General features: G+C 76.4%; 5 protein-coding genes, 1 pseudogene and 1 riboswitch. Of the genes and pseudogenes, 1 reads left to right on the plus strand and 5 read right to left on the minus strand.

Features of this window, described 5'->3' with window-relative positions; translation table 11 throughout:
• The 5 genes from RYN42_RS19645 to RYN42_RS19665 form a co-directional block, all read right to left on the minus strand.
• The coding region (locus tag RYN42_RS19645) for a CHAD domain-containing protein (protein ID WP_315099151.1) at window positions 1-340 on the minus strand (340 nt) is incomplete at its 3' end.
• A 32-nt stretch (window positions 341-372) separates the two neighbouring features.
• Window positions 373-1170, minus strand: coding sequence for an energy-coupling factor transporter transmembrane protein EcfT (locus RYN42_RS19650; protein WP_315099156.1), 798 nt, complete (start codon window positions 1168-1170; stop codon window positions 373-375).
• Window positions 1167-2741 carry an ABC transporter ATP-binding protein gene (locus tag RYN42_RS19655; protein ID WP_315099159.1) on the minus strand — a complete coding sequence of 525 codons (1575 nt, stop codon included), beginning with the start codon at window positions 2739-2741 and terminating at the stop codon, window positions 1167-1169. The genes RYN42_RS19650 and RYN42_RS19655 overlap by 4 nt, the downstream gene beginning before the upstream one ends.
• Entirely contained in the window at window positions 2738-3343 is a 606-nt protein-coding gene (locus tag RYN42_RS19660; protein ID WP_315099162.1) for an ECF transporter S component, read from the minus strand. Before RYN42_RS19660 ends, RYN42_RS19655 begins: the two co-directional genes overlap by 4 nt.
• The gene (locus tag RYN42_RS19665; RefSeq protein WP_315099165.1) at window positions 3340-3957 is read right to left on the minus strand and encodes a YkoF family thiamine/hydroxymethylpyrimidine-binding protein; all 618 of its coding nucleotides are present in this window, start codon (window positions 3955-3957) and stop codon (window positions 3340-3342) included. The genes RYN42_RS19660 and RYN42_RS19665 overlap by 4 nt, the downstream gene beginning before the upstream one ends.
• Window positions 3958-4089: 132 nt before the next feature.
• A riboswitch (TPP riboswitch) is annotated at window positions 4090-4207 on the minus strand.
• Window positions 4208-4312: 105 nt separating this feature from the next.
• On the opposite strand from RYN42_RS19665, the pseudogene RYN42_RS19670 reads away from it, so the two are divergent.
• Window positions 4313-4677, plus strand: a pseudogene (locus RYN42_RS19670) (hypothetical protein); the annotation flags it as partial.

Raw genomic sequence — 4677 nt, forward strand, 5'->3', positions numbered from 1 at the left:
CGGCCGTGCGGTCCTCGTCGACGCGCTGCTCGACCGGGCCCAGCACGGTGGCGGGGTCCTCGTGCGCGAGCCGGTGCCGCAGGGCGCGGTGCTCGACGTGGGCGTCCCGGGCGGCCCCGAGCACGTGCCCGAGGTCGGCCAGGTCGTCGCGGAGCGGGTCGGTGACCGTGCGGTCCAGCACCGGTCGGTACACCGACAGCGCGGCCCGCAGCCGGCGCGTGGCCACCCGGGCGTCGTGCACCGCGTCGTCGTCCCCGTCGCGCAGGCCCAGGACGGTGCCGAGCAGGCGCGTGGCCTGGACGGTGACGTAGTCCTGCACCAGCTCGCCCGCGGATCCCATCTGCCGAGGTTGGCACGCGGAACCCCTGCGCGTCACACGGTGGACCACGTGCGGAGCACCCCCGCGCGCCACGACGCCAGCACGACGAGCCCGCACACCCCGAGCACCACCGCCGCGAAGACCGCGTCGCGACGGTCCAGCGACACCGGACGGTGGACGGTCCGCGGTCCCGAGCCGAGCCCGCGGGTCTCCATCGCGATCGCCATCCGCTCGCCCTGCCGCAGGGCCACGACGAGCAGCGCGAACGCGGCGCGCCCGAGCGAGCCGGCGTCGCGGGGGAGCGTGCCCGGTCGGCGGCGGGGGTCCCGGACCGACTGGGCCTGCCGGATCGTGGTCCACCGGTCGGGCAGGTCCTCCAGCACGCGGTAGCCGGCCAGGACCGCGAACGTGGGACGGGCGCCGAGGCGGACGTGCTGGTGGAGGCTCGTCATGAGCCGGGCGCCGTCCGTGGTCAGCGTGAAGGCGACGGCGAGGCTGCCCACCAGCACGGTGCGCAGACCGAGCGCGACGCCGACCGTCACACCGGTGCGCGTCACCTCCAGCCCGGCGACCTGCGCCAGCACCGGACCGGCGCGCGTGACGGCGTTCACGGCGACCAACGAGAGCGCGAACGGCGCGAACACCAGAGCGGCACCGCCGAGCGTCCGCCACGGGATGCGCCCGGCCGCGACGACCGCGGGGAGCGCCACGAGGAGCAGGGCCAGCGGTGTCCACGGGTCCACCGGCACCAGGACGACGAGCGAGACGACCAGGAGCACGGCGAGCTTGACCGTGGGGTTGCGCCGGTGCAGGACAGACTCGTGCGGCAGCGCGCGCCCGAGGCCGGTCATGCGGGCACCGTCATCGAGGCGGTCGCCGCTCGCAGTGCCCGCAGGGTGGCGCGGACCGGACGCCCGGAGGTGCGCCACGCGGCGAGCAGGGGCGGGAGGGGCAGCCCGGCGAGGCGCAGCAGCGCGTCGTCCGCCAGCACGGCGTCGACCGGGCCGTGCGCCAGTACCCGCCCCGCGCGCAGGACGAGCACCTCGTCGGCGACCTCGCCCACCAGGCGCAGGTCGTGCGTGACGAGAACGACCCCGCGACCCTCGTCGGCGAGCCGCCGCAGCGCGTCCGCGCAGGCGGCGGACGTGCGGCGGTCCTGCCCGAAGGTCGGCTCGTCGGCCAGCAGCACGTCGTGGCCGCACGCCGCCATGGCCGCCAGCGACAGGCGGCGCTGCTGACCGCCCGAGAGCCGGAACGGGTCCCGGTCCTCCAGGCCGGTGAGCCGGAAGGCGGTCAGGGCGTCGGACACGCGCGCGTCGACGTCGGACGCCCGTGCGCGTCGGGGGCCCCACGCGATCTCGTCGCGCACGGTGCGGGCCAGGAGCTGGTGCTCGGGGTGCTGGAAGACGAGCCCGACCGACCGACCGGTCACGGTGCCGGTGGCGGGCAGGAGGCCGGCCAGGGCGAGGAGCAGCGAGCTCTTCCCGGAGCCGTTGAGACCCACGACCGCGGTCACCGTGCCGGCCTGCACGTCGAGGTCCACGCCCTGCAGGACCGTGCGGCCCCCGCGACGGACGCACAGCCCGCGGGCGGTCAGCACGCGCGGACCCGGCGGGGTCGGCGGCTCCCGCTCGACGGTCAGCCGACCGAGGTCGCGAACGCCCGCGGCCGCCAGCTCGGCCGACAGGGGCAGCCACGTGCCGAGGGCGGCCAGGGCGGCCGCGTCCTCGTGCAGCACGCGACGCGTCGGGCCGTCCGCGTGCACCCGTCCGTCGCGTCCCAGCACGAGCACCCGGTCCGGCAGCGACGGCAGCTCGTCCAGCCGGTGCTCGACCAGCACCGTGCTGCGCCCGGGGGCCGCGGCGGCCCGCACGGCTCGCGCCACCACCGTGGCGGCCGCGGGGTCGAGCAGGGCCGTCGGCTCGTCCAGGAGCAGCACGCTCGGGTCCGCCACCTGCGCGGCGGCGAGCGCGACGCGCTGACCCTCACCGCCGGACAGCTCGGACGTGCGCCGGTCCAGCAGGTGTGCGGCGCCGACAGCCTCGAGCGTGCGCTGCACGGCCGGGCCGATGAGTGCCGGGTCGACCCCGCGGTTCTCCAGGGCGAACGCGACCTCGTCGGCGACGGTCGGCAGGCACAGCTGTCCGGAGGGGTCCTGCGTGAGCGTCCCGACCTGGATGGCGAGGTCCGCGGTCGGGGTCCGGGTGGCGTCGAGGCCGCCGATGCGGACCTCACCGGACACGTGCGCGTCCAGCACCTGCGGCACGATGCCGGCCAGCACCCGCAGGAGGGTGCTCTTGCCGCCGCCCGACGCCGCCAGCACGAGCACCTGCTCGCCCGGAGCCACGTCGAGGTCGATGTCCGTCAGCGCCGGGCGGGTGGCGCCGGGGAACGTCACACCCAGACCGCGGACCTCGATCACGCGACCGGGACCGGTTCCGGGGCGACCTGGCGACGTGCCCGGCCGAGCGCCGTGTTGTCCAGCACGCCCGTGCGGGCGAGGGCGTCGCCGACCAGCTTGGCCGCCACGCCGCACAGCAGGATCCCGCTGGCCACCTGCAGGCCCAGCCGCCAGGCGAACCAGTCCTGGGTGAGCCAGCCGAACCGGACCATGCCCAGCGCGGTGCTGGCCAGCCCGGCGAGCGCACCCGACAGGACGAAGACGCCCCAGCCGTACCGGCGGTACCGGGTCAGGGCGAACGCGAGCTCGGCGCCCGCGCCCTGGACCAGGCCCACGAGCAGGAGCATCGGCCCGACGGGAGAGGCGAGGAACGCGACCTCGACGAGCGCGGCGGCCAGCTCGACGACGATGCCCACCCCGGGGCGACGCACGATGTAGAGGGCGAGCGGTGCGGCGATCATCCAGCCGCCGATGAGCACGTGCTGCGCGAGGTCGGCGAACGGCCCCATCGCGATCTGCAGTGCGATCCACGCCTGCACCAGCGCCCAGTAGACGAAGCCCGACACGACCGCGAGGACCGCGAGCAGGACCAGCTCCGACAGGGGGATCCGGCCGCGGTTCACCGGGCACCCGCCGAGGGGGAGTGCATGGAGACGGTGACGTGCGCCACGACGTGCCGGACGTACCGTGCAGCCTCCAGCCAGCCGGTCGCGACGGCGGTCAGCACGTCGGCCAGGTCGCCGTCGAGCCGTGTGACGAAGTGCTCGGGCGTCGTGGTGGCACGCGCGCCGGCGGCGGCGACGGCGTTCATGATGTGCGCCAGGTGGTCGCCTCCCGTGTCGTCGAGCGGGTAGAGGGCCCAGTGCGCGCTCGCGGGCAGACCCGTCGGGAGGAGCTCGGGGACGTCGACCGCCTCCAGCAGCGCGTCGTCGGGCAGCTCGCACGACACCTCGCCCGGGCACCCGCGGGACAGCTGGACGTGCGCCACGACGTGCCAGCGCGTCTCGCCCGCGGCGGCCAGCACCTCGTGCACGAAGCGCAGGACGTCGTGCTCCGTCCCCCGCAGCAGGGTCGACACGTCGTCGGTGCGGACCTCGACGCGGGAGGGGTCCGCTGCCGCCAGCGCGCTGGTGATGACCTCGACGTAGTCGTCGCAGTGCGGGTGCAGGGAGATCCGGGCGCCGATGCCCAGGGCGGTGGCGCGGGCGAGGGTCTGCGGGTCGGTCTGGGTGCTCATCGGGTCCTCCGGTGTCGCAGTGGACCCCCGGGCAGCCGCACGAGGCCGCCGGCGACGCTCCGCGGCCGGTCCCGCCAGGAGGGCGCGCAGCAGCGCGACCGGCCCGGAGGACGCCGACCGCCGGCGCGCGGCCGACGACAGTGCCCTGCTCCCTACGCTGGCATCAACCAGATCAGGTTCCACGGGTCTGCGGGTGGGACGTGGTGTCCGGCCGCACTCTCAGCGCTCCTGCGCTCCCCGGGGGCTTGTCGTCGCCGAACCTAGCCCGTCGTCGCCGACGACGGAACCCCCGGTCCGCCCGCTGGGCCGAGCCCTCCTATGCTGGCCGTCGATTCCGCGAGGAGGAGGGAGGACCGTGCCGACCAGCCGACGTCGCGCTGCCCTGGTGGTCTCCCTCGTGGTGCTTCTGGCGCTCGCGGGCTGCACGGACGACGCACCGGTCCGGCCCACCCCGTCGTCGACGTCCCGCCCACCCTCGCCGTCGCCGTCGCCGACACCGGCGCCCACCCCCGTGTCCGCGCGGGTCGCCGCGCCCGCCGAGGCCGCGACGGTCCTCCCGGCGGCGACACCGCACGACGCCGCCCTCGAGGCCGCGCGCGCGGTCTTCGTGTCAGCTCCGGTGGTCGTCCTCGCCCCCGCCGAGGACGTGGCTGCCCAGCTCACGGCCGCGTCGGCCGGTGTCGCGCTGGGCGTCCCGGTGCTGCTGACGAGTACCGCGGC

Source organism: uncultured Cellulomonas sp. (genome assembly GCF_963527515.1).
Lineage (GTDB): Bacteria > Actinomycetota > Actinomycetes > Actinomycetales > Cellulomonadaceae > Cellulomonas.

Coding starts and splice junctions, on each gene's coding strand:
- RYN42_RS19665 (WP_315099165.1), bottom strand. CDS start 3,957: ATGAGCACCCAGACCGACCCGCAGACCCTCGCCCGCGCCACCGCCCTG.
- RYN42_RS19650 (WP_315099156.1), bottom strand. CDS start 1,170: ATGACCGGCCTCGGGCGCGCGCTGCCGCACGAGTCTGTCCTGCACCGG.